Below are 19,771 nucleotides of genomic sequence, written 5' to 3' on the forward strand. Positions count from 1 at the left end.
AGCTTGTTAATCTTTCGTTCATAATTGACACCAGCCCCCAGACGATCTTAACGTTTCGTTAGGATTTGAAGGGACGGGTTCATGATGTATGCCCAGAAGGCACGGCAGTTGGCTGTGATCCTCGCGACTGTGCTTGTGTCAGCGTCAGCGGCTGTTCCGGCACCACGCACATCTTCGGCGCAAATGATCGTGGGTGGTATTACCTCCCAGCCGATCGGCCATTATGAATTCTGTCAGCGCCTGCCCGCCGAGTGCGATCAGCGTTTTGCATCGACTCCCGCTCCCAAGGTCACGGAGTATGGGTGGGAAATGATCCAGCAGATCAATTTCTCGGTGAACCATCGCATCGAAGCCCGCACAGACATGGAAGTCTATGGCCGGGAAGAATACTGGGCCTATCCGACAACCGCTGGAGATTGCGAGGACTATGCGCTTCAGAAGCGCAAGGAGCTGAAGGACAAGGGCTTCTCTCTGGCCGACCTTCTCATCACCGTGGTTCGTAAGCCCGATGGTGAAGGCCACGCAGTTCTGACTGTCCGGACCTCGGAGGGGGATTTCATTCTCGACAACCTGTCGGACGAAGTGAAGCTCTGGAGCGACACGCCCTACACGTTCCTGAAGCGTCAGGCTTCGTTCAACACGGGCCGCTGGGTTTCCATTGAGGATGGTCGCGAAATCGTGGTCGGCGCCCTGCGCTGATACCACTCAACTCCATGATCCAAAGGCCGGGCGACTGCTCGGCCTTTTCATTTCAAGCAGCAATCCTGTTTTCAGGAATTCCCGATCAGGATACCGGCTGCCAGAACCAGCGAGCCGCCGAACACGACCTGGAAGACAGCCCGCATAAAGGGCGTTTCCATATACTTGTTCTGAATGAAGGCTATAGCCCAGAGTTCCACAAAAACGATGATGGCAGCGATAATTGTCGCGGTCCAGAAATGTGGGATCAGGTAGGGTAGCGCATGACCGAGCCCGCCAACGGTGGTCATGATGCCGCAGGCGAGGCCACGCTTGAGCGGTGAACCGCGTCCAGAGAGCTTGCCGTCGTCATGCGAGGCTTCAGTAAAGCCCATGGAAATGCCGGCACCGACCGAGGCGGAAAGACCAACGAGAAATGTCTGCCAGGTATCCTGCGTGGCAAAGGCGGCGGCAAAGATGGGTGCAAGCGTCGAGACAGAGCCGTCCATAAGACCTGCAAGACCCGGCTGGAGATAGGTGAGGATGAACTGCCGGCGTTCGCCCGCAGCTTCCTCATTGCGGACTTCGTCGGGTGTATGCTTATCGCCCAACATGTGCGCAATGTCGCTGTGCCCCTGTTCTGCAAGGGCGAGATCACCGAGCAATTGCCGGGTCGACGCATCCGTTACACGCTTTTGCGCCTCCATATAGAAGGAGTAGGCCTGCCGCTCCATCAGTTCGGCCTGTGCGCGGATCGTCTCCAGCGACAGATTCTTGACCAGCCAATCCGGTTTGCGCTGATAGAAGCCGCGCACATGTTCTCGGCGGATGAGCGGAATTTCCTCCCCAAACCTCTGGCGGAACTGGCTGATCAACATGTTGCGGTGGGTTTGTTCCACTTCCGCCATGTCGCGGAACACCCTGGCTGACGCAGGCGCCTGTTCCTGTAGGGCCCGTGCGTAAGAGAGATAGATGCGCGCATCCTCTTCCTCGGAAGAAATGGCAAGTGCCAGAATTTCCTCTTCACTGAGGCTTTCAAACGGGCGGCGCCCGGAGCCCCGAAACAGATCAAACATTTTATCGGCATCCTTTTTAGAATTATTCTAATTCTAATCTGAGACATTTTGAAATCAAGGTGTCGCGTCCATCTTTTTGGCCATCTTGGTTCGATGCCTACTTTGTCAAAGAAAGCCCACAAGAGCCGGATTGATGAAGAAAACTACCTAAAGCGAAACGACCTGATGCAGAGGCAAGTTGCCGCGCAAGTTTCCTCATTTGCGCCTTGCTTGCAGCGCAACAAAATGTTTTAGCAGGCTCCGATGTGAGCAAGGCTCACCTAGACAGAATATGAAGGCATTGAATTTCATGAATCGCAGAGCATTTTTCCGTCAGGCTGGCACGGCAGGCATTGGCGCGGCTGCAGCAACGACCTTGGCGGCCCCGGCACTTGCCCAGGAAAACCCCGAGATCACCTGGCGCCTGACGTCCTCCTTCCCGAAGAGCCTTGATGTGCTTTTCGAAAGCGCGACCGAGATCGCAAAAAGCGTGTCCGAGGCGACTGGCGGAAAATTCAAGATCCAGACCTATGCGGCGGGCGAAATTGTTCCGCCGCTGCAGGCGGCAGATGCGGTAGCCTCCGGCACGGTCGAGATGGCGCATACCTGCGCCTACTACTATGTCGGCAAGGACCCGGCTTTTGCGCTTGGCACCGCGATTCCCTTCGGCCTCAACGCGCGCCTGACCAATTCCTGGTTCACCGTTGGCGGCGGCAATGAGCTGATCAACGAGTTTCTCGCAGGTCACAACCTCTATGCCCTTCCTGCTGGCAATACGGGCGCGCAAATGGGCGGCTGGTTCCGCAAGGAAATCAAGACCGTCGATGACCTGAAGGGTCTGAAAATGCGCATTGCCGGTCTCGCGGGCCAGGTGCTCAGCAAGGTTGGCGTCACACCGCAGCAGATTGCCGGTGGCGATGTCTATGCCGCGCTGGAAAAGGGCACGATCGATGCGACCGAGTTTGTCGGCCCTTACGACGACCATAAGCTCGGCTTCTACAAGGTCGCGAAGTACTATTACTATCCGGCCTTCTGGGAAGGCGGCCCGACGGTTCATGCCTTCTTCAACCGCGAGAAGTTCAATGCGCTGCCGAAGAGCTACCAGCGTATTCTCACCGATGCCTGCGCCCGCGTGAACGCGCTGATGCTGGAGCGTTACGACGCCCTGAACGCCAAGGCTGTTCGCGAACTGGTGGCTCAGGGTGCGATCCTGAAACCCTTCAGCCAGGACATCATGGATGTCTGCTACAAGGCCGCGCAGGAAACCTATGCCGAGATCTCGGCCAAGAACGAGAACTTCAAGAAGATCTACGACAGCCAGCAGGCCTTCAAAAAGGACGGCTATCTGTGGATGCAGATCGCTGACTACAGCTTCGATACGTTCATGATGATGCAACAGCGCAAGGGCACGCTGTAATCTTCATACACAAAGAACGCGGCGAGGCGTCGCCGCGTTCAGCTCGAGAGGAATTCGATCAAGGATCAGTTGGATCCGTCATTCGAACGGGCCTTGCCGCCCGAGTGGAGCTTGGTCGTAACGGTTTTTCCGTCCGGCTGCTGGCCGTAATAGGTTCCGCCCAAATGCCAACCGGCACTTGTATTAGCGACCTGCGCCTTTGCGCGTTCCTGCATTGCTTTCACATCGCTTTTCGACATTTTCGTCTCCATTGTTCGATGGTTGCCAAGGCAAAAAACCACGCCCGTCGCGAGATATTCCAGGCATATTGGAGGCCGCGAACATGATCCGGGACGACCTTGAACAGGTTCAAGGTCGAATTCTGCTGCGGGGAAGGGGAATTTGGGTTCGTCTCGAAACCTGAAAGGCTCCGCCATGAAAGACATATTCCCGCTTGCTGCCCTTATCGTCAGCACCCTCATGCCTCTTGCCGCCTCTGCCGAAAGCAATATCGGCTGGACTACCATCTCCGTGCCCTCACCCCAGCGCGGCAAGCCCTTATCCGTCGACGTGTGGTATCCCTCGGGTGCCAAGGCGCCGGAAAAACTGATCGGCGACAACCGCATCTTCAACGGCGATCTGGCAAAGCCGGAAGCGGCGATCAATCCGGGAAAATATCCGCTGATCCTGCTCTCACATGGTTCAGGCTCGCGGGCTTTGGGTATGGCATGGATTGCCACACGCCTTGCTGAAAAGGGCTTAATCGTGGCCGGACCAGATCATCCCGGCACGACGAGCGGCGATTCCACGCCCATTGCCACGCCACGCATCTGGGAGCGGACGCAGGATCTCACCAACATCATCACCTGGATGACGGGCGAAGCCCCATGGAAAGCCTCCATCGACCCCGGAAAGATCGGTGTGCTGGGCTTTTCGCTGGGCGGCAGCACGGCGCTGGAAATCATCGGTGCGCGAGCCGATCTCAACGCCTATGCCGATTACTGCGATCGCTACACCATGATGATGGATTGCCAGTGGTTTGCGGGCGGCTTCGGCTTTGTGGATGGCAAGCGGGTTGCCTCGCCGGTCGTCAAACTGCGGGAATTCGACAAGCGGTTCGAGCAATCGAACATTGATCCGCGCATAACCTCCGCCGTCGTTGTCGATCCCGGTTTGGTACAGGCCTTCAAGCCAGAGAGCCTGAAACAGATCAAGGCCAACACAACCATCATCAATCTGGGCAGCGGTGATACCTTGGCGGCAGTGGTGGATGCGACGAAACTCGTCGCCCAGATTCCGGGCGTGGCCTATCACCAGATTACCGGCGCCAACCACTTCAGCTTCCTGCCGGCCTGCAAACCGGGCGCGCAGGATTTCCTGTCGGAGGCGGGCGATGCCGACCCGATCTGCGATGGAAAGGGTCTGCGTGACCGTGCCGAGGTTCACCGGGATGCGGAAAAGCTGGTGATCAGTGCCTTTGAGAAGGCCCTGAAATAGCGTCAGCCAACGCGCTTGTAGAACAGCGTGGTGCCGCAAAAGCCGCCTTGTGGCCAGAGTGCATAATCGGGGATGACGCCGACACGTTCCCAACCGAAGCGGGGGTAGATAGCCTCCGCTTCACTGCCGGTCGCCGTATCAAGTACGAGGATCGTCCGGCCAAGGCGAGCGGCTTCCACTTCCACCGCTTCCATCAGCTTCCTCGAAAGTCCGAGGCCGCGGGCGGATCTGTGCACCAGCAACTTCATGAGATCACCGCGATGCGGCTGGTTGGGCTTCTGGGCCAGGCCCACCTGAACCGTTCCGACGGTCTTTCCCTCATGCTCGGCGACGGCGATGATGGTGTGGCCCAACCCAACCGATTTCTGCACCTGCAGCCAATAGGCGCGTGCATCATCCACCGCAAAAGGCTGCATGAAGCCGACAGAAGCGCCGCCGTTGACGCAGTCCGCCAATACTCCGCACAGGTCATCCAGTCTAGAGGTGATGTCTTCAGCACTGAGAAGATGGATTGTCGCCATGATCAATACCTTTATCAACGCCGCCCGCGGTCAAGAATGACGGCGTAACGCGCGGGTTTATCGGAAGGGTTGTGGAATTCGAAGGCATCGCCGATATGCATGAAGAGGCAATCGCCGGGTTTCATCTCATAGGTCTCGTCCAGCAGGATCATGTCGAGCCGCCCTTCAAACAACCAGACATGCTGCGTCATCTGACGGCTTTCCTCACGCGGAGGAAACGAGACCCGTGCGCCGGGCGGAAACTCCACCTCGACGATGTCGACTGCACTGTCCACTCCCGGCGGCGAAATCGACCGGCGAAGATAACCCGTCACGGGATCGCGCCAGAGGCGTTGCTCATTGCGACGAATGAAGGGGCTCGCTGGCGCATCGTCCGGCGCGAAGAAATGCGAAAGACTGAGGCCCAGCGCTTCGCATAGACGTGCCAGAAGCGAGGCAGTCGGGCTGACCTCCCCCCTCTCGATCCGCGAAATCATGGCACGACTGACGCCGGAGGCTTTCGCCAGCTCATCAAGGGTGAGACCCTGCCGTTGCCGCAGGGTCTTCAGCCGCGTTCCCGTCGCTTCTTCGAATTGCTGTTGCGTGTCGCTCATGACCGCGATACTACAATTCTTATATAGTGGAATCAAGTGTTCTTATATAAGAATCAGTCTTTCACTTGGGCAATCCAGTCGTTGAGATTGTAATAGTTGGTCACGCGGGAAACCTTTCCGTCGCGCAGTTCGAAGAAGGCTCCAGCGGGCAGTTTGTAGGTCTGGCCGCTCGCTTCCGGCAGCCCCTCGTCAGTCGCCAGATATTCGCCGTGCACAATGAACTCCGCCGAGCCCCGAGTGCCGGCCTCATTCACCATGATCACCATGTCGGTCAGCGTTTCCCGGTAGCAGCGGTTCATGTGCCGCATGAACTTTGCAAAGGCATCCTTGCCGTTCTGCCGCTCACCCTGATTGATGTCATGCGCCACGTCATCGGTCAGCAGAGCGAGAAAGGTTTCCATATCCTGCGCGTTGAAGGCATCGTAATAGGCGCGGATGATGTCGCTGGCGCTCATGCGGAATTTCCCTTTTTCTGGCAGCTTCAAATGATCTTGGCGCAAGGCTATAACGCGCCGATCAGGAACAGAACAAGTCTATGGCTCTCATCGTCAAATCCTTTTCCGGCAGCGACGCCACCCCCTTCTTTGACGACCTCGCCCGGTTGCGCATCACCGTGTTTCGCGAGTTTCCCTATCTCTACGATGGCAATCCCGATTACGAGCGAACTTACCTTGCGACCTATGCGCGGTCTGATGGCTCTTTCTTCGTGCTGGCTTTCGACGATGAAGCTGTCGTGGGAGCAGCAACCGCAACACCGATGGCAACCGAGACTGAAGAGGTAAAGGCGCCATTTCTCGCGAGCGGTCGTAATCCGCAAGATTTCCTTTATTTCGGCGAAAGCGTGCTTCTGCCCTCCTACCGCGGACAGGGTATCGGGCTCGCCTTCTTTGAAGGCCGCGAGCAGCAGGCGCGGAAGCTGGGACTGGCGAACTGCACCTTCTGCGCCGTGGAGCGACCGGAGGATCATCCGCGCCGCCCGAAGGATTATGCTCCCCTCACCCGCTTCTGGCAAAAGCGTGGCTACAGCCACCACCCGGAGCTTCGCACCACATTTTCCTGGCGGGATCTGGACGAAGAGAGCGAGAGCCCGAAACCCCTTTCCTTCTGGATCAGGACACTTGCCGAATGACCATCACGCTTGCAGCCTGTCAGTACAAGATCGAGCTGATCGAGAGTTTCGATGCCTATGCCGTGCATCTGACGGCACTTGTTGAACTCGCGGTTTCACAGGGTGCGGAGCTTTTGCTGCTGCCGGAGTATGCGGGTCTTGTGCTGACAGGTCTCTTGCCTGAAGCCGAGCGCGGCGATCTGCACCAGTCCATAGCAGGCATCCAGCCGCTCATTCCCGATTGGATGAAACTGTGCGAGGGGCTGGCCCGCAAGCATCGCATCACCTTCCAGCCTGGAACGATGCCGATTCTCGACCCTGACGGGCAGTACCGCAACCGCGCTACCCTGTTTGGCCCGGACGGGCTGATTGGCCATCAGGACAAGCAGATCATGACGCGCTTCGAGCGCGAACACTGGAATATTGCCGCAGGCGTCGATGGATTGAGAGCCTTCGATACCCCGCTTGGCCGCCTGGGTATCCTGATCTGCTATGACAATGAGTTTCCCATGCTGGGGCGCAAGCTCGCGGAGCTTGGCGTCGAACTGGTTCTCGCCCCGTCCTGTACAGATACCTTGGCCGGAAGCTTTCGTGTTCGTATCGGCGCACAGGCCCGCGCACTGGAAAACCAGTATGCGGTGCTTTCTGCACCTACCGCAGGTGATGCGCCGTGGTCTCCGGCGCTCGATGAGAACAAGGGCCGCGCCGCGCTTTATGTTCCCTCAGATTACGGAATGCCGCCTTCCGGTATCTTTGCCGAGAGCGAAAGTGACGATGTGCAGGAAACCAGCTGGCTGGTCACGAAGATCGATCTGGCCCATGTGGCGAGGCTCAGGACCGAGGGACAGGTTGCCATCCGGCGAGACTGGCCGGAACAGTTTAGGTAAAAACGCCTTGTTTTCTGGCTTTTGAGTCAATTTCCCGCTTTGCGATGATACGGCTCGCTGCTATATGCGCCAGCCATGAGCACCGATCGCACGCCCCTTGACCACATCCGCAATTTTTCCATCGTCGCCCATATCGACCATGGAAAATCGACACTGGCCGACCGCCTGATTCAATCCACGGGCGGCCTTGCCGAACGCGAGATGTCGGAACAGGTTCTCGATTCCATGGATATCGAGCGCGAGCGTGGCATCACCATCAAGGCGCAGACTGTTCGCCTTCACTACAAGGCCAATAACGGCGAAACCTATGTTCTGAACCTGATCGATACGCCCGGCCACGTGGACTTCGCCTACGAAGTTTCCCGTTCGCTGTCTGCCTGCGAAGGCTCGCTGCTGGTGGTGGATGCATCCCAGGGCGTTGAAGCGCAGACGCTTGCAAACGTTTATCAGGCAATCGACAACAATCATGAACTCGTCACGGTTCTGAACAAGGTTGACCTTCCAGCTGCGGAGCCCGACCGTATCAAGGACCAGATCGAGGAAGTAATCGGCATTGACGCTTCCGAAGCCGTGCTGATTTCGGCCAAGACAGGCCTTGGCATTCCGGATGTGCTGGAAGCCATCGTCAACAAGCTGCCTGCGCCAAAGAGCGAAGGCGGCGAGAAGGCTCCTCTGAAGGCGCTGCTGGTCGATAGCTGGTACGATACCTATCTCGGCGTCATGGTTCTCGTGCGCATCATTGATGGCGTGCTGACCAAGGGCCAGCAGATCCGCATGATGGGCACCGGCGCAAAATACGGCGTCGAGCGCGTGGGCGTGCTGACGCCGAAAATGGTCAATGTTGATAGCCTTGGCCCCGGCGAGATCGGTTTCATTACCGCCTCCATCAAGGAAGTGGCTGATACGCGCGTTGGCGATACCATTACCGACGACAAGCGTCCGACCGAAAAGGCGCTGCCGGGCTTCAAGCCTGCCCAGCCCGTGGTGTTCTGTGGTCTCTTCCCGGTCGATGCCGCAGACTTTGAAGACCTGCGCGCCGCCATGGGCAAGCTGCGACTGAACGACGCGTCTTTCTCTTTCGAAATGGAAAGCTCTGCGGCGCTCGGCTTCGGCTTCCGTTGCGGCTTCCTGGGCCTGCTGCATCTGGAAATCATTCAGGAGCGTCTGGAGCGCGAGTTCAACCTTGATCTCGTCGCGACTGCCCCTTCGGTTGTCTACCAGATGACGCTGACGGACGGCTCCGAGAAGGAGTTGCATAACCCGGCGGATATGCCGGATGTTGTGAAGATCGACGAGATCCGCGAGCCGTGGATCAAGGCTACCATTCTGACGCCGGACGAATATCTCGGCTCGGTTCTGAAGCTCTGCCAGGACCGCCGCGGCATTCAGACCGAACTGACCTATGTCGGCACGCGCGCCATGGTGACCTACGAGCTGCCTTTGAACGAAGTGGTGTTCGATTTCTACGACCGCCTGAAGTCGATCTCCAAGGGCTATGCCTCCTTCGACTACCAGATCACCGATTACCGTGCGGGCGATCTCGTCAAGATGTCGATCCTCGTCAACGGCGATCCGGTCGATGCGCTCTCCATGCTCGTTCACCGCTCGGCGGCGGATCGGCGCGGCCGCGGTATGTGCGAAAAGCTGAAGGAACTCATTCCGCCGCACATGTTCCAGATTCCGATTCAGGCAGCGCTCGGCGGCAAGGTCATTGCCCGCGAAACGGTTCGCGCACTGCGCAAGGACGTAACCGCCAAGTGCTATGGCGGCGACGCCACCCGTAAGCGCAAACTTCTGGAAAAGCAGAAGGAAGGTAAAAAGCGCATGCGTCAGTTCGGCAAGGTGGAGATCCCGCAGGAAGCCTTTATCGCTGCCTTGAAGATGAACGACGAGTAAGGCTTTTCACGGCTTCTGATCTTCGTCATACTCAGGCGTGCGGATCTGCGTGGTCCGCGCATCATGGGGTAGGTTTTCATGGTTCAGACGTCGGGAAGACGGGGTGATGTACCGATCGATCGTCGCCTTCTGGCGGAAGCGAACGATCTTAAGCTTGATGTCACCCGCGCGGCAGAAGACGGTATCGCGCGCGCAATTCGCGCTGAAAAGGAACGGCTCTGGCGCATTGAAAATGCCGAGGCCATCGCCGCATCGAACGATTACCTTGAGAGGCATGGACTGCCGCTGGCCAAATATCGGCTGTTCTGATGGCTCGGTTCTGGGTTCATCGGTTGGGAACTGACGGTGCTCTGGCGCTTGATCTTCAGGCGAATATCTTCGATGGTTTAAACACGCGCGTTATGGCACCGCTCGTTCATCATGCAGATGTTGCTCGACTGATCCCAAGGCTTAACCCGCGCTTTGAGATTGGCGGAGACGTTTACGTCCTGATGACCCAGTTCATTGCTGCCGTTCCGCTGAAGGATCTGGGTGAGCGCCTCATCGATTTGTCTCACCGATCAGACGACATTACTGCAGCGACCGATTTTCTGTTTCAGGGCTTTTAGACATCAAATGACCCCATCGCCGAAGCCACAGGGTCATAATCTCTAGCCATTCTGGTTTAATTACCGCGCCGGCGTCATGCCCTGAAATGCGGGAGCCTGTTCAAGCTGTTCACGCGTAACGTTCAGCACGATCCGCTGTGGAAGACCGTCTTCGCCAATCTTGGCTGTATCGGGTGCAGCCTTCGCGTTCGCACCGGCAGCCATTTGGTCGTTTCCGGTCGCAGGCGCCGCAGGATTGGTGGTCGATGCCGTCGTTTCTTCGGAAACCATCGCATTATTGGCTGCGGCTTTGTTTGCCTGATCCTGCGTCATGCCAGGACCAAGTTGCAGAGCACTCATATCGACCGCGACATCCTTCTGATTGATGCCGAGGAAACCGCCAACACCGACGATCACCGCGTTAACGCTTCCATCCTGGCTGACGAGCACATCTATGATTTCACCAATGCTGTCGCCGCCGGTGGTGTAAACGGACTTGCCCTCAAGGTCGCTGACGCGCCAGGCTCCCTGTCCGGGAACAGTGATGAAGGGGCCTTCCGTGGTAGCTTGAGTGCTCCGCGGCGTATCGGCCATACCGCCATGAGCATTGTTCTGGTTCGTTGCCTGCCCTTGCTCAGGGGTGATTGGCGCGGTCGTCTGCGCTTGCGCCATCGCCGACATTGGCAGTGCAACCGCGACAACGAGGGCAGCGAAACGGGTTTTCGTATGATTGGTCATGGGCGCCTCCTGTAAGCTTCAAGAAGGCACAACAGAAGGGTTGCCGGCTTGTTCCATCACAGAATCACAAGCCGACAGAAAGAACAGACGAATCCGCGCGGGGACCGCCTCAGGCCGTTGCGACGGTCGTATCGTCGATTGAAGCCTCGGCGGCATTTTTCTGGATAGACTCGATCGCCTTCATCGCGGAGGCTTTGGCCTTGTAGCCTTCCGATGCGAACATGGTTTCACCATTGGTTGCCTTGTAGCGAAAACGGAATTCGCCAGCCTTGTCCTTATACAGTTCGAACTTTGCCATGCCACGTCCTCCATGTTTTATGAGTACGTACGAATTGTATTAATTGGTCGGGAGACCTTCAAGCTTCTTCTTGAGCGCGAGCGATTTCCCTGCATATGGCCGAACGTGTCTATGATGCATAAGGTATTCACCATCATCAGGGAGGCTGTGTCTAGACAATGAATGATAAACCCCGAATCGCCATCCGCTACTGCACCCAGTGCAACTGGCTGCTGCGCTCCGCCTGGATGGCGCAGGAGCTATTGCAGACCTTTGGCGATAGTCTGGGTGAGGTAGCCCTGATCCCCGGAACCGGCGGCATTTTCGAAATCCGGGTGAATGACGCTCTTGTCTGGGAGCGTGTCCGGGACGGCGGATTTCCGGGTCCGAAGGAGCTGAAGCAGCGTATTCGCGATGTGGTGGAGCCGGAGCGCGACCTTGGGCACATCGACCGAACCACGAATAAAAACAATGGGGATAGCGGTTCTGGCGATTGACCTTTGCGTCCGTTTTTGACAGCCACCCTGCGTCGCACAAATTAATTTCGCCTCCGACACAGAAAGTTCAAAAACGCCGTTGACAGGGGCGGCTCAGACCAGTACATCGCTCCTCGTCGCCCAGATGGCGGAATTGGTAGACGCGCCAGCTTCAGGTGCTGGTACTCGCAAGGGTGTGGAGGTTCGAGTCCTCTTCTGGGCACCAATTTCGGTTCAGGTTGATCCTTCTGGATCCTTGAACATCAAACAAAAAAGCCCGGTTCGCCGGGCTTTTTTGTTGTCTTCTTTCAACAACCCAACGGCTTGGCGCGGAAAATCATCCCGTCGTTTCCGATGTCAATGCGGGAGATCGTAAGGGTTCAATCCGGGTACCCAAGGGCGATTTGGCAGTTGCGTGCCGGTATAGGTGACCCCGTCCTTCTCGCATCGCCAGGCAGCAACCGGAAAGTCCGGAAAGACATCGCGGCGATCGAAACGACGATAGAGTGTCGCAGGCTTGCAATCCCCGCTATCGGTAGTCTCCACGATGCTCGTCTGCGGCTTGACACCCGGTAGATCCTTGAAGACCGGAACAGGATTGCGAAGTTGCGGCTTGGCCTGTTCCGCCACCGCAGCGGCAGGAAGAATGGTCACCAATGCCAGCAGTGTCATCGCAAGTTTGCGCGGCGTCATGGTCGATACTCCGATCGTCCGCCATTATATAGGAGAGACGCCGGGCAAACACCAACAGTGCGACTGATGACCTTCACGTGAAGGTTTCAGAAAGGTGTCCGGAAGCCGGTCGGCCGATCGTAGAGCCACCCGATCCGCTCTATGGCAGCCTTCAGATTCTCGCGCGCAACCGTCATCGTATGGCCATTGGCATGAAGAAGCGTTTCCTCATCTTCCATGATACCGACATGACCCTTCCAGAACACGAGATCACCTCGCTTCAGTGCATCCTGAGTGATCTCGCGTCCAAAGGCGGCCAACATGTCGGAATCGCGCGGGGCTTTCATCCCGGCCATCATCATGGCGAGTTGCACGAGACCGGAACAATCAATCCCGAAGCCTGAGCGTCCGCCCCAGAGATAGGGGGTATTCAGAAACTCTGCGGCAATCGCTACGTAATCGGCATGCACTTCTTCACCGATCGGAACACAATGTTTCGCGATGATCGCACCACCGGTCGCGAGCAGGAAATAGCGGGTACCGCGCGTTTCCGCCTCGGCGGTCACGGTTATACGACTGCCAAGTGAAAGCGTATGAAGCGGTACTTTGCGCAGTTCCGCTTCCGGATAGACGAAGGTTCGGGGAACGCTGATCCAGTGGGTTGGCTCGACCACAGGTGCAAGCTGGCTTTCCGGCAGATAGCCCACATAGCCGTCTTCCTCTGCCTGAACCCAGGCCCAGCCGTCCCTTCGGTCGAACACGCGCACGGGTTCGCCGAACAAAAGCTGCGTATCAATGCCGCGTGAGAGATCGGGCGCTGGGCGCAGATCGGCCACAGGAATGCCGATGCTTTCTGCCTCCCCGTCCACATAGCTTTCTGCCACCACTTGTCCTTCCAGCCTTCGATCAGCCAGGTCCGGACGGAAGGCAAAAAGACGGCGGTCGAGAGATGACGACATAGCAAACCTCATGGAGCATTGCGGCGCGCTTCCTTGCGGATCAGGTCGCCGAGTTTTTCAAGATAGAGCGCACCGGCCAGGGTGCGCTTGATGATGACGTTGCGGCGATCTGCCGGATCTCTCTCTCGCTCGACCAGTTGAAGAGCGCCCAGACTATCCAGAGCCCGGGTGATGACAGGCTTTGTGACCCCAAGGGTCGCAGCCAAGGCCCGCACGGTGTGCGGCGGCGGGACCAGATAGATGTGGAGGAGGATAGAGATCTGCCGCAGCGTAAGATCCTGGCCGTCTTGCCGGACCTGCTCCAGCACAACCCGGTGCCAGAGGCCCAGTGCCTCGGTTGCCGTCAACTCGGCGGGCATTCCGTCTCCCGATTCCCGTTTCGCAGGCGGCACTCTGGCTCAAGGCCGCCCGTGATGCAACTATGATGCACCCCTCAGCCAAGGGCGGAGATATGCCGGAACAGGGCACGAATGGCCTGCGCCTCTCCTCCCACAGGGCCATGCGGCTTTTCGGTCGGCGACCAGGCAAAGATGTCGAAATGCGCCCAACTCCTGGCATTGGAAACGAACCGCTTGAGAAACAGAGCCGCCGTGATGGCACCGGCCATGCCGCCCGAAGGTGCGTTGGTGATGTCTGCCGCGCGGGACCGAATGTCCTTTTCGTATCCCTTGAATAACGGCAGCCGCCAGATCGGATCGGCTTCCTTCAGCGACGCCGAAGCAAGTGCGGATGCAAGAGCCTCGTCATCGGTAAAGAATGGCGGCAGGTCCGGGCCCAGCGCAACGCGTGCGGCACCGGTCAGGGTCGCCATGTCGATCATAAGGTCCGGAGTTTCTTCGTCGGCATAGGCAAGCGCATCTGCCAGGATCAGTCGGCCTTCCGCATCGGTGTTGTCGATCTGGACCGAAATGCCCTTGCGGCTGCGATAGATATCACCCGGTCGGAAGGCATTGGCAGAGATCGAGTTCTCCACGGCTGGCACAAGAACACGCAGGTCCAGATCCAGTTCAGCCCCCATGATCATGCAGGCAAGCGCCAGAACATTTGCCGCGCCGCCCATATCCTTCTTCATCAGCAGCATGGATGCCGCGGGCTTGATGTCGAGGCCGCCCGTATCGAAACAGACGCCCTTGCCGACAAGCGTGACCTTCTTTGCACCTTCTCGTCCCCACCGCATCTCCAAAAGTCGGGGTGCCTCGGCACTCGCGCGACCAACCGTATGGATCAGGGGCATGTTCTGAGCCAGAAGATCGTCGCCGACGACGGCCTTCAAGGTCGCACCGTAATGCGTGCCGATGGCATGGAAGACCGCGCCAAGCCGCTCTGGCCCCAGGTCGTTGGTGGGCGTATTGACGAGATCTCTGGCAAGAAACACCGCCTGAAGGGTTCGTTCGAGCGCCGCCCGATCAACGCTATCGGCCAGGGCCAAGAAGGCTTCCGGTGTCTTTCCCGTCTTGTAGGTATCGAAACTGTAGCTACCGAGACCGAATCCCAGCGCGGCCTGCGCCGGATCAAGCGATGGTGCCTCAAGCCTCCAGACGCCGGCCGGAAGCAGTCGCGCCAGCTTGCCGCACGCAAACGGCGCCTCTTCAGGATTCTTGCCGAGACCGAAGACGGCACCCTTCAGCGTCGCCCCCTCGCCTTGCAGCAGAAGAAAGCTGCCTGCCTCAGCCTTGAACCCGGCTGCGCGCGCCCACGTCTCGTCGACCTTGGAGAGGACACCTGTTTCCACTTCCGCGGGAGTGACGGCATAGACTGTCAATGCGTCTGGATCGGAGGCAACGAAGGGCGATGGTCTTTCGATGAATTGATACGGCAGCATGGCGTCTTTCAACAATTCGATTAACGATCTGTTAGGGTTAACAGATTATTGCTTGAGGTCATACAGCGCCATCTTCAGTTCGGAAAAATCCGCTGCTTCATGGTGCACAGAGACTGGATTTCAGGCCATGACACGCACCTTCTTCACGTTTGCCGCCGAACGCCATTTCTGGATCAAAGCCCTATGCGGCGTGGTGTTGCCGATCTCGCTCGCGTCCTGTGCGACATCTACGCCCAAGAGTGATCGAATCACCACCGGATCCATCCCGACCCAGACGCAGTCCCTGAACTTCGGCAAGCCACTTGAACAGATGACCGCGGCAGAGCTTGCACAGGCTGAACAGACGGCTGGCAACGCCTATGAACGTTCTCCCAAGGACAAGACCATCGGGCTTGCTTATGCCAATGTTCTTCGTATGACCGGAAAGAACACGCAGGCGCTGGCCGTCATGCAGCAGGTGGCGATTGCCCATCCAAGCGATCGTGACGTTCTGGCCGCCTATGGCAAGGCGCAAGCGGCTGCAGGCCAGCTTGAGCAGGCCTTAGCAACCATCAGCCGTGCACAGACGCCCGATCGTCCGGATTGGCGCCTCTATTCCGCAGAGGGTGCCGTTCTCGATCAATTGGGGCGCTCCGATGAGGCACGCCAGAAATACAAACTCGCACTCGAGAGCCAGCCAAACGAACCAAGCGTCATGTCGAATCTCGGCATGTCCTATGTCCTGTCGGGCGATCTGAAGACCGCGGAAAACTATCTCCGCTCCGCATCCAAGCTTCCAACAGCCGACAGCCGGGTTCGCCAGAACCTGTCGCTCGTTGTCGGTCTGCAGGGTCGCTTTTCGGAAGCCGAACAGATCGCAAAGCAGGAACTGAGCCAGACACAGGCCAATGCCAACGTTACCTATCTTCGCTCGATGCTGTCCCAGCAGAATACCTGGGCCAAGCTTTCGGACAACAAGGGCGTGAAAGCGGATAACGCGACCAATTGATCAAGCCGCACTTTGATGCCACCGCATGAACTAGGGTCGTTCCATCATGGAGCGGCCCTCTTCCTTTTTGTAGTTGCGACCAGGCTTTCTTAGAAACGGTCCGCGACCTGAATGCCGGCAGGTCCCAGAATGACTGCGATCAGAACGGGCAGGAAGAACACGATCATGGGAACCGTCAGCTTTGGCGGGAGGGCTGCGGCCTTCTTTTCAGCTTCATTCATCCGCTCGTCACGACCTTCCTGCGCCAGAACGCGAAGAGCCTGTGCAACCGGCGTTCCATAGCGGTCGGCCTGGATGAGCGCCGTCGTAACCGCCTTGACGATGTCGAGCTGCGTGCGGATGGCAAGGTTCTCGAGTGCAACGCGCCTGTCCGGAAGGAAGGAAAGCTCAGCCGTCGTCAGAACCATTTCTTCGGCCAAGGGCGCCGATTGCTGCGCGATTTCTTCCGCCACGCGGCGCATGGCCGCTTCAAGGGATATTCCGGACTCGACGCAGATCAACATGAGATCAAGCGCATCGGGCCATGCGCGCTTAATGGATGCCTGCCGCTTGGTGATGCGGTTCGAGACGAAAATGTTCGGTGCGTAAAAACCGATATAGGCCGCAGCAATCGCCACGAACAGGCGTACGGCAAACGGCTTCTCTGCCATGTTCCCAAGACCGAAAATCCAGAAGCCGACGATTGCCAGAAACACAAACGGAAGCAGGAAGCGCGCGGCCAGAAACACGTTGAGGGCGTTCTGTGTGCGAAGGCCTGCGGCTTTCAGCCGGTTGACCGTGTTATCGTCGACAAGCGCTTTGCGAAGGTTGAACCGCTCGACGATCTGCATCGCCGACGTGTTGTTCTGTGTTCTCAGCGTTGCCCGGCTGGTCTCCGAATTCATTCTGGCACGCTCACGCAGGCGCATCTGCTCGCGCTCGCTGGAAACGGCCTTCATCCGCTTGTTGAGATCACGTCCCTCGAAAATCGGCAGAACGAGGGTGTAAATCGTGGCAAAGACCGCAACCGCGACAAGCACGGCCAGCAACATTGCCGGATCGGTGAGGCTGGCAGCCATTTCTTCCGACATATCAGACCTCAGATGTCAAAGTTGATCATATTGCGCATGATGAAGATCCCGACCGCCATCCAGAAGCCGGAAAACAGAAGGATGATATGGCCTCGCGCATCGGTGAAAAGGATCGAGATGTAATGCGGCGAGGTGAGGTAAACGAGCGTTGCCACGATGAAGGGAAGCGCGCCGATGATGACCGCTGACGCCTTGGCTTCCATGGAAAGCGCCTTGACCTTGGCCTTCATCTTGCGGCGCTCACGCAGAACCTTGGCGAGATTCTGGAGCGCTTCAGAAAGATTGCCGCCCGCCTGAGACTGGATCGTGATGACGATCGAGAAGAAATTGACTTCGGACAGAGGCATGGTCAGCAGCATGCGGGCGCAGGCTTCGGGAACGCTGAGGCCCACCTGCTGCGCCTCGATCACGCGTCGGAATTCGCTCTTCACCGGTTCCTGGCCATCTGTAGCGATCAGCCGGATCGCATCATTCAAAGGCAGGCCGGAACGGATGGAGCGCACCATGACTTCCAGTGCGTTCGGTAATTCTTCAAGGAACTTGTCCTGGCGCCGCTTGATGAGAAACCCGATCACCCAGCGCGGCAAGCCTACGGCTGCGACAAAGCCCAGGCCAAGGATGGCCACCATCGGCATTCCGGCCATCAGGCATATCAGGGCGACAAGACCGCCGAACAGGGCGCTGAATGTATAGAAGCGACCGAGCGTCAGCGGCAGACCCGAACGAGGCAGCTTTGCCTTCATGCTCTGGTCGCCGAACTTCTTGTCCTTTTCCTTTTGCTTCTTTTCAAGATCCTTCAGGGATTCCTGCATCGATTTGCGACGCTTGGAAAGCTCCTGGACCCGATCTTTCGCGGCTTTCACTTGCGCACGATCGCCCTCACCGGCTGCTACCTTGTGAACACGCGTGGTCGTCTTCTTTTCAACCTCGATGCGGGAAAAAAGAAAGGCGTAGGCCAGCCCGGAAGCGGCAATGGCAACGAGGCCCGCAAGGGCGATGACAGTCAGATCCATTGCCGGCCTCTCCTCTATTAGTTGGCCTTGACTTCCATCTGGTCCAGCGCCGCAGCCAGACGCCGCTCTTCGTTGTAGTAGCGGGCGCGATCCCAGAAATGCGGCTTTGCGATACCGGTCGAAACGTGGCGGCCAATAATGCGGCCCGCCGCGTCTTCGCCCTCCATTTCATAACGAACGAGATCCTGCGTGACGATGACGTCGCCTTCCATGCCCACCACTTCGGTGATGTGGGTGATGCGGCGTGTACCATCACGCAGACGCGCGGCCTGGACAATGACATCCACCGAACCCGATATGATCTCACGCACAGTCTTGGCAGGCAGGCTGAAGCCACCCATCGCGATCATCGATTCCATACGGCTGAGGCACTCGCGCGGCGTGTTGGCGTGGATCGTCCCCATGGAACCATCATGGCCGGTGTTCATCGCCTGCAACAGGTCGAAAACCTCCGGTCCGCGCACTTCACCGACGATGATGCGTTCCGGGCGCATACGAAGGCAGTTCTTGACGAGATCACGCATGGTGATTTCGCCCTCGCCTTCAATATTGGGCGGCCGGGTTTCGAGCCTTACGACGTGCGGCTGCTGCAGCTGCAATTCAGCCGTATCTTCGCACGTGATGATACGTTCATGTCCATCGATATAGCGCGTCAGACAGTTGAGAAGCGTTGTCTTACCAGAGCCTGTTCCGCCGGAGATGACAACGTTGCAGCGCACGCGTCCGATGATCTGCAGGACTGCGGCACCCTCTGGTGTGATCGATCCGAACTTGACCAGCTGATCGAGCGTCAGCTTGTCCTTCTTGAACTTACGAATGGTCAGGGCGGGGCCGTCAAGAGATAGAGGTGGTGCAATGACGTTCACACGCGAACCGTCCGGCAGGCGAGCGTCGCAGATGGGCGAGGATTCATCGACACGTCGGCCGACCTGGCTGACGATCCGCTGGCAGATCGACAAGAGCTGACTGTTATCGCGGAACCGTATTTCCGATTCGATCGTTTTGCCGCCCACTTCGATGAAGGTCTGACCCGCGCCGTTGACCATGATATCAGCAATATCGTCGCGCGCCAGCAGGGGCTCCAGAGGCCCGTAGCCAAGAACGTCGTTGCAGATGTCCTCGAGCAGTTCTTCCTGCTCGGCAATCGACATCGCAAAGTTCTTGATCGTGATGATATCGTTGACGATATCGCGAATTTCCTCGCGCGCGCTTTCACCGTCGAGCTTGGCAAGCTGCGATAGATCGATCGTGTCGATCAGGGCAGAAAAGACCTGCGCCTTCGTATCGTAATAGCCCTCGTCGCGCGCAGGACGGCGGCGCTGCCCTGCTACGGGCGCAAGCGGAGGCGTTGTGACGGATTGGCGAACCTGTGCTGCCGCACCACTTCCAATATCGAGGAGAAGATCGGTCGACCCGCCAGCCTGAACTCCTTGGCCGGTGGAGGCCGCTGCCGGCTGAACAGGCTGAGGCACTGCCGTCGGCGCAACCGACTTGCCGAAGCCTTCATGTCCACGTTTTCCAAACATCCCGCGATCCAG

Annotated in this window: 24 protein-coding genes and 1 tRNA gene; 11 read left to right on the forward strand and 14 right to left on the reverse strand. The window is 57.9% G+C overall.

Features of this window, described 5'->3' with window-relative positions; all coding sequences use genetic code 11:
- Nucleotides 1-81 precede the first annotated feature (81 nt).
- Nucleotides 82-699 (forward strand): transglutaminase-like cysteine peptidase, encoded by a 618-nt coding sequence (locus tag E8M78_RS09720; RefSeq protein ID WP_137134870.1) that lies wholly within the window; start codon nt 82-84, stop codon nt 697-699.
- A gap of 71 nt (nt 700-770) precedes the next feature.
- Here E8M78_RS09720 and mbfA read toward each other — a convergent pair whose 3' ends face one another.
- The gene (gene mbfA / locus E8M78_RS09725) at nt 771-1,754 is read right to left on the reverse strand and encodes an iron exporter MbfA (protein ID WP_137134871.1); all 984 of its coding nucleotides are present in this window, start codon (nt 1,752-1,754) and stop codon (nt 771-773) included.
- Nucleotides 1,755-2,043: 289 nt separating this feature from the next.
- Between mbfA and E8M78_RS09730 the strand changes: the two genes are divergently transcribed.
- Nucleotides 2,044-3,150 (forward strand): TRAP transporter substrate-binding protein, encoded by a 1,107-nt coding sequence (locus E8M78_RS09730; protein ID WP_137134872.1) that lies wholly within the window; start codon nt 2,044-2,046, stop codon nt 3,148-3,150.
- Nucleotides 3,151-3,215: 65 nt separating this feature from the next.
- Here E8M78_RS09730 and E8M78_RS23270 read toward each other — a convergent pair whose 3' ends face one another.
- Nucleotides 3,216-3,389 (reverse strand): hypothetical protein, encoded by a 174-nt coding sequence (locus E8M78_RS23270; protein WP_170973382.1) that lies wholly within the window; start codon nt 3,387-3,389, stop codon nt 3,216-3,218.
- Between the two features lie 175 nt (nt 3,390-3,564).
- Here E8M78_RS23270 and E8M78_RS09735 point away from each other — a divergent pair, with 175 nt between their 5' ends.
- Nucleotides 3,565-4,626: an alpha/beta fold hydrolase gene (locus E8M78_RS09735; protein ID WP_137134873.1), complete on the forward strand. Its 1,062-nt coding sequence runs from the start codon at nt 3,565-3,567 to the stop codon at nt 4,624-4,626.
- Nucleotides 4,627-4,628: 2 nt separating this feature from the next.
- Here the strand turns inward: E8M78_RS09735 and E8M78_RS09740 are convergent, their stop codons facing one another.
- From E8M78_RS09740 to E8M78_RS09750, 3 genes are read right to left on the reverse strand one after another with little or no spacing between them, the layout of a single operon-like run.
- A complete protein-coding gene (locus E8M78_RS09740; protein WP_137134874.1) occupies nt 4,629-5,147 on the reverse strand; it encodes a GNAT family N-acetyltransferase in 519 nt (172 codons plus the stop codon).
- Between the two features lie 14 nt (nt 5,148-5,161).
- Nucleotides 5,162-5,740 carry a helix-turn-helix transcriptional regulator gene (locus E8M78_RS09745; protein ID WP_137134875.1) on the reverse strand — a complete coding sequence of 193 codons (579 nt, stop codon included), beginning with the start codon at nt 5,738-5,740 and terminating at the stop codon, nt 5,162-5,164.
- Nucleotides 5,741-5,793: 53 nt separating this feature from the next.
- Nucleotides 5,794-6,195: a ketosteroid isomerase-related protein gene (locus tag E8M78_RS09750; RefSeq protein ID WP_137134876.1), complete on the reverse strand. Its 402-nt coding sequence runs from the start codon at nt 6,193-6,195 to the stop codon at nt 5,794-5,796.
- Between the two features lie 80 nt (nt 6,196-6,275).
- Here E8M78_RS09750 and E8M78_RS09755 point away from each other — a divergent pair, with 80 nt between their 5' ends.
- From E8M78_RS09755 to E8M78_RS09775, 5 genes are all read left to right on the forward strand, one after another.
- On the forward strand, nt 6,276-6,869 hold the full coding sequence (locus tag E8M78_RS09755) for a GNAT family N-acetyltransferase (RefSeq protein ID WP_137134877.1): 594 nt from the start codon (nt 6,276-6,278) through the stop codon (nt 6,867-6,869).
- The gene (locus tag E8M78_RS09760; RefSeq protein WP_137134878.1) at nt 6,866-7,735 is read left to right on the forward strand and encodes a carbon-nitrogen hydrolase family protein; all 870 of its coding nucleotides are present in this window, start codon (nt 6,866-6,868) and stop codon (nt 7,733-7,735) included. The genes E8M78_RS09755 and E8M78_RS09760 overlap by 4 nt, the downstream gene beginning before the upstream one ends.
- A gap of 75 nt (nt 7,736-7,810) precedes the next feature.
- Nucleotides 7,811-9,631, forward strand: coding sequence for a translation elongation factor 4 (lepA, locus tag E8M78_RS09765; RefSeq protein ID WP_137134879.1), 1,821 nt, complete (start codon nt 7,811-7,813; stop codon nt 9,629-9,631).
- A gap of 78 nt (nt 9,632-9,709) precedes the next feature.
- Entirely contained in the window at nt 9,710-9,940 is a 231-nt protein-coding gene (locus E8M78_RS09770) for a type II toxin-antitoxin system CcdA family antitoxin (protein ID WP_137134880.1), read from the forward strand.
- Nucleotides 9,940-10,239, forward strand: a complete 300-nt coding sequence (locus E8M78_RS09775) for a CcdB family protein (RefSeq protein WP_137134881.1) — start codon at nt 9,940-9,942, stop codon at nt 10,237-10,239. The genes E8M78_RS09770 and E8M78_RS09775 overlap by 1 nt, the downstream gene beginning before the upstream one ends.
- 60 nt (nt 10,240-10,299) lie before the next feature.
- On the opposite strand, the gene E8M78_RS09780 is transcribed toward E8M78_RS09775, so the two are convergent.
- Both E8M78_RS09780 and E8M78_RS09785 read right to left on the reverse strand, forming a co-directional pair.
- A complete protein-coding gene (locus E8M78_RS09780) occupies nt 10,300-10,956 on the reverse strand; it encodes a PRC-barrel domain-containing protein (protein ID WP_137134882.1) in 657 nt (218 codons plus the stop codon).
- Nucleotides 10,957-11,065: 109 nt separating this feature from the next.
- The gene (locus E8M78_RS09785) at nt 11,066-11,254 is read right to left on the reverse strand and encodes a DUF1508 domain-containing protein (RefSeq protein ID WP_062555080.1); all 189 of its coding nucleotides are present in this window, start codon (nt 11,252-11,254) and stop codon (nt 11,066-11,068) included.
- 158 nt (nt 11,255-11,412) lie between these two features.
- On the opposite strand from E8M78_RS09785, the gene E8M78_RS09790 reads away from it, so the two are divergent.
- Entirely contained in the window at nt 11,413-11,730 is a 318-nt protein-coding gene (locus E8M78_RS09790; RefSeq protein ID WP_137134883.1) for a SelT/SelW/SelH family protein, read from the forward strand.
- A gap of 118 nt (nt 11,731-11,848) precedes the next feature.
- Nucleotides 11,849-11,935 (forward strand) — tRNA-Leu (locus E8M78_RS09795).
- A 131-nt stretch (nt 11,936-12,066) separates the two neighbouring features.
- Here E8M78_RS09795 and E8M78_RS09800 read toward each other — a convergent pair.
- The 4 genes from E8M78_RS09800 to E8M78_RS09815 form a co-directional block, all read right to left on the reverse strand.
- Nucleotides 12,067-12,402 carry a hypothetical protein gene (locus E8M78_RS09800; RefSeq protein WP_137134884.1) on the reverse strand — a complete coding sequence of 112 codons (336 nt, stop codon included), beginning with the start codon at nt 12,400-12,402 and terminating at the stop codon, nt 12,067-12,069.
- Nucleotides 12,403-12,488: 86 nt separating this feature from the next.
- Nucleotides 12,489-13,340 carry an NlpC/P60 family protein gene (locus E8M78_RS09805; protein WP_137134885.1) on the reverse strand — a complete coding sequence of 284 codons (852 nt, stop codon included), beginning with the start codon at nt 13,338-13,340 and terminating at the stop codon, nt 12,489-12,491.
- A gap of 8 nt (nt 13,341-13,348) precedes the next feature.
- Nucleotides 13,349-13,699, reverse strand: a complete 351-nt coding sequence (locus tag E8M78_RS09810) for a MarR family winged helix-turn-helix transcriptional regulator (protein WP_137134886.1) — start codon at nt 13,697-13,699, stop codon at nt 13,349-13,351.
- A 74-nt stretch (nt 13,700-13,773) separates the two neighbouring features.
- Nucleotides 13,774-15,162 (reverse strand): leucyl aminopeptidase family protein, encoded by a 1,389-nt coding sequence (locus E8M78_RS09815; protein WP_137134887.1) that lies wholly within the window; start codon nt 15,160-15,162, stop codon nt 13,774-13,776.
- Nucleotides 15,163-15,289: 127 nt separating this feature from the next.
- Here E8M78_RS09815 and E8M78_RS09820 point away from each other — a divergent pair, with 127 nt between their 5' ends.
- Nucleotides 15,290-16,150 carry a tetratricopeptide repeat protein gene (locus E8M78_RS09820; RefSeq protein ID WP_137134888.1) on the forward strand — a complete coding sequence of 287 codons (861 nt, stop codon included), beginning with the start codon at nt 15,290-15,292 and terminating at the stop codon, nt 16,148-16,150.
- Nucleotides 16,151-16,239: 89 nt separating this feature from the next.
- Here the strand turns inward: E8M78_RS09820 and E8M78_RS09825 are convergent, their stop codons facing one another.
- The 3 genes from E8M78_RS09825 to E8M78_RS09835 are packed head-to-tail and all read right to left on the reverse strand — an operon-like array spanning nt 16,240 to nt 19,759.
- Nucleotides 16,240-17,220, reverse strand: a complete 981-nt coding sequence (locus tag E8M78_RS09825) for a type II secretion system F family protein (protein ID WP_137134889.1) — start codon at nt 17,218-17,220, stop codon at nt 16,240-16,242.
- A gap of 8 nt (nt 17,221-17,228) precedes the next feature.
- Nucleotides 17,229-18,233, reverse strand: a complete 1,005-nt coding sequence (locus E8M78_RS09830; RefSeq protein WP_137134890.1) for a type II secretion system F family protein — start codon at nt 18,231-18,233, stop codon at nt 17,229-17,231.
- Between the two features lie 17 nt (nt 18,234-18,250).
- Nucleotides 18,251-19,759: a CpaF family protein gene (locus E8M78_RS09835; protein ID WP_137134891.1), complete on the reverse strand. Its 1,509-nt coding sequence runs from the start codon at nt 19,757-19,759 to the stop codon at nt 18,251-18,253.
- Nucleotides 19,760-19,771 lie beyond the last annotated feature (12 nt).

Source organism: Rhizobium sp. FKY42, from assembly GCF_005222835.1.
Lineage (GTDB): Bacteria > Pseudomonadota > Alphaproteobacteria > Rhizobiales > Rhizobiaceae > Neorhizobium.